Origin of the sequence: Vibrio sp. 10N.222.49.A3 (genome assembly GCF_041475145.1) — a bacterium.
GTDB classification, from domain to species: Bacteria; Pseudomonadota; Gammaproteobacteria; order Enterobacterales; family Vibrionaceae; genus Vibrio; species Vibrio tasmaniensis_A.
This window is the reverse complement of the sequence record NZ_JBFRVM010000185.1, coordinates 1-2,202: the sequence shown is the minus strand read 5'-3', so window position 1 is coordinate 2,202 and position 2,202 is coordinate 1. Positions and strand designations below refer to the sequence as shown.

At 37.3% G+C, this 2,202-nt stretch carries 2 protein-coding genes; both read left to right on the top strand.

Annotated elements, in window-relative coordinates; genetic code table 11:
- Positions 1 to 1,075 precede the first annotated feature (1,075 nt).
- Positions 1,076 to 1,477, top strand: a complete 402-nt coding sequence (locus AB4589_RS22205; RefSeq protein ID WP_372101695.1) for an AbrB family transcriptional regulator — start codon at positions 1,076 to 1,078, stop codon at positions 1,475 to 1,477.
- A complete protein-coding gene (locus tag AB4589_RS22200) occupies positions 1,423 to 2,082 on the top strand; it encodes an AbrB family transcriptional regulator (protein WP_372101694.1) in 660 nt (219 codons plus the stop codon). Before AB4589_RS22205 ends, AB4589_RS22200 begins: the two co-directional genes overlap by 55 nt.
- The last annotated feature ends 120 nt before the right edge of the window (positions 2,083 to 2,202 follow it).

Below are 2,202 nucleotides of genomic sequence, written 5' to 3'. Positions count from 1 at the left end.
ATACAGGGGCACTTTCACCCCAAAAATACAGGCTAGAAATGAAAAAATTCTAGAACGCACCATCGCATCAAACCAATCAAATATTCTTTATATACTGGAGGCATTTCGTGAACAGTATCTAATTCTGATTTTAATTATAAACCCTTAATAAATATAAATTAAATGTAAATTATTAGATCTTAGCCTTTGTGTTAACTAATTTTGTTAGCTTATAACTTATAAAATTTAGAATTAAATAAAATAAGAATACGTAACTATCTACTTACTCTGGCAATCAGTAACAAAACAATAAGGGCATTCGTCATGGAAAGACAAATAAAACTATATTCACTGAAGAGAAAAGGAGCAGCAGTCCCTAAAGTAAACATAATTAGTACAAATAAACTTTCTCATGAGGACGAAGCTTCTGGGTTTAAAGATACTTAATTTCAATTAATTTTGGTCGTTAAAATCATGGTTTTTCTTATACAAAAGAGTGCGTTGCTATGAAAAATGAAAAGTCAGTGAAAACAATTCAAAAAAATCGAATTTTAGAGACTATTTGCGCTATCTGCGGATTAAGTTTAAAAGGTATAATTTTAAAAGTGGAAAAAATAAAAATGCATCTCTCAATGTGAGACATCTTTCTGACCATTTAAAAAAAGACATTGGTATATATGATAAAGACCACTAACATCATTAATATCTCTTCGTACTCTCGTCTTACTCGTTGTGTCACAAAGTTTAGTTCCACTCCTACAAGGATGGAACTAGCTTCCTCATCAGGTTTCCGGGCACTGATACATCTTACCTTGCTTGCCAGTGACAATGGGCAATATTGTGTAGAGACAGATAGAAAAGGAGTACTTCTTTGATTTCATCATCAATGCTACAGGAATACGACGTTCGCTCGATAGAAGCAATCCGGTACTTGATAGCCAGCCAAGTCAGAAACTGGTGATATTCAAATGGGTTTGTATGCTCTTGGACAGAAAACTTGTAGTGATTTTTACATAGTCAATAACATAGATGTGATTAATAACCAAATCTCCACTTTATTGTCATCTTTCAAGCTGAAAAAAGGGGAAACCAAAACATGTATCTAGCCTCATTCATAGCTTTGGTTGGCTCGCTCTTATTTACATATTTCGAGATACCACTAGGTGCAATGTTCGGTGCCCTGATTGCTCTTTTGTTAACGTCAAAAGCAGGGTTTACTCTAGCTCTTCCCAAAAGCACATTGACTGGAGTACAGTTAATCCTTGGTGCCACAGTGGGCTCAATCGTCCCTATGCAGACTCTTTCCAAGGGTTATCCGATATTACTTTTTGTGGGACTCGTCCTTTGTATGTCCGCACAAGTTCTCACCTCGTATCTCTGGCTTTCTAAGCGAGAGAAATGGTCAAAATATGAAAGCCTACTTGTGGGGCGGTCCCGGGAGCGATGGCCGCGGTTCTTGTCATTAATGAAAATCACAATTCACCTTCTAGTAAAGTGATTTTCACTCACACAGTTCGACTCATTTTCTTAATCATAGCTTCCGCTCTTCTTGTCTCAGCGGACAATTCACCAGTTCCTGGGCCGGCTATTTCCTTAGACAACCTTTGGATACTTCTCCCACTTTTCCTCGCCTACTTTTCAGGTTTGCTTCTCGATAAAATTGGTACTCCAGCACCGTATATGGTGACTGGGATGTTAGCAACTATGTTTGTGAACTCTGAGTTACCGTCATACAACTTTCTTGTCCCGACAGAGCTTGTTTTTATTGCAACATCCGCTCTAGGGGCATTAATTGGGATTCGTCTAAAAGATATAACCGTTGTAGATATCTTCTCTTATGCGCGAGCTGGGATTATTGCTACAACGTTAAGTCTTACAGTCACAGTTGTTTTTGCATATATATTCAGCAAGCTAATTGATAAGGAGTTCATCGTACTCTTGATGTCGTGGGTTCCGGGCAGTGTGGAGTCTATGACTGTCGCTGCCATTTATCTTGGACTAGAGCCTGCATTAATAATGCTTAGTCATATCATTCGCATGATAATGCTTCATTCTATCCCTCTCGGCTTCAATATTTATAAGTATTTACGGAGACAATTATGAAATGGGACATTGGTGTTGGCTTGGTTTCATTAAAAAACCTCAGTTAAGACTGGTTTTTTGCTTTTTCCATTCCTAATAAGCTCTTTTCACTTAAATGCATTTAATTTACCTATTGAAAGA

Excerpts from the sequence above, each read along its gene's own strand:
- AB4589_RS22205 (WP_372101695.1), top strand. The coding sequence starts at position 1,076 with ATGTATCTAGCCTCATTCATAGCTTTGGTTGGCTCGCTCTTATTTACA.
- AB4589_RS22200 (WP_372101694.1), top strand. The coding sequence starts at position 1,423 with ATGGCCGCGGTTCTTGTCATTAATGAAAATCACAATTCACCTTCTAGT.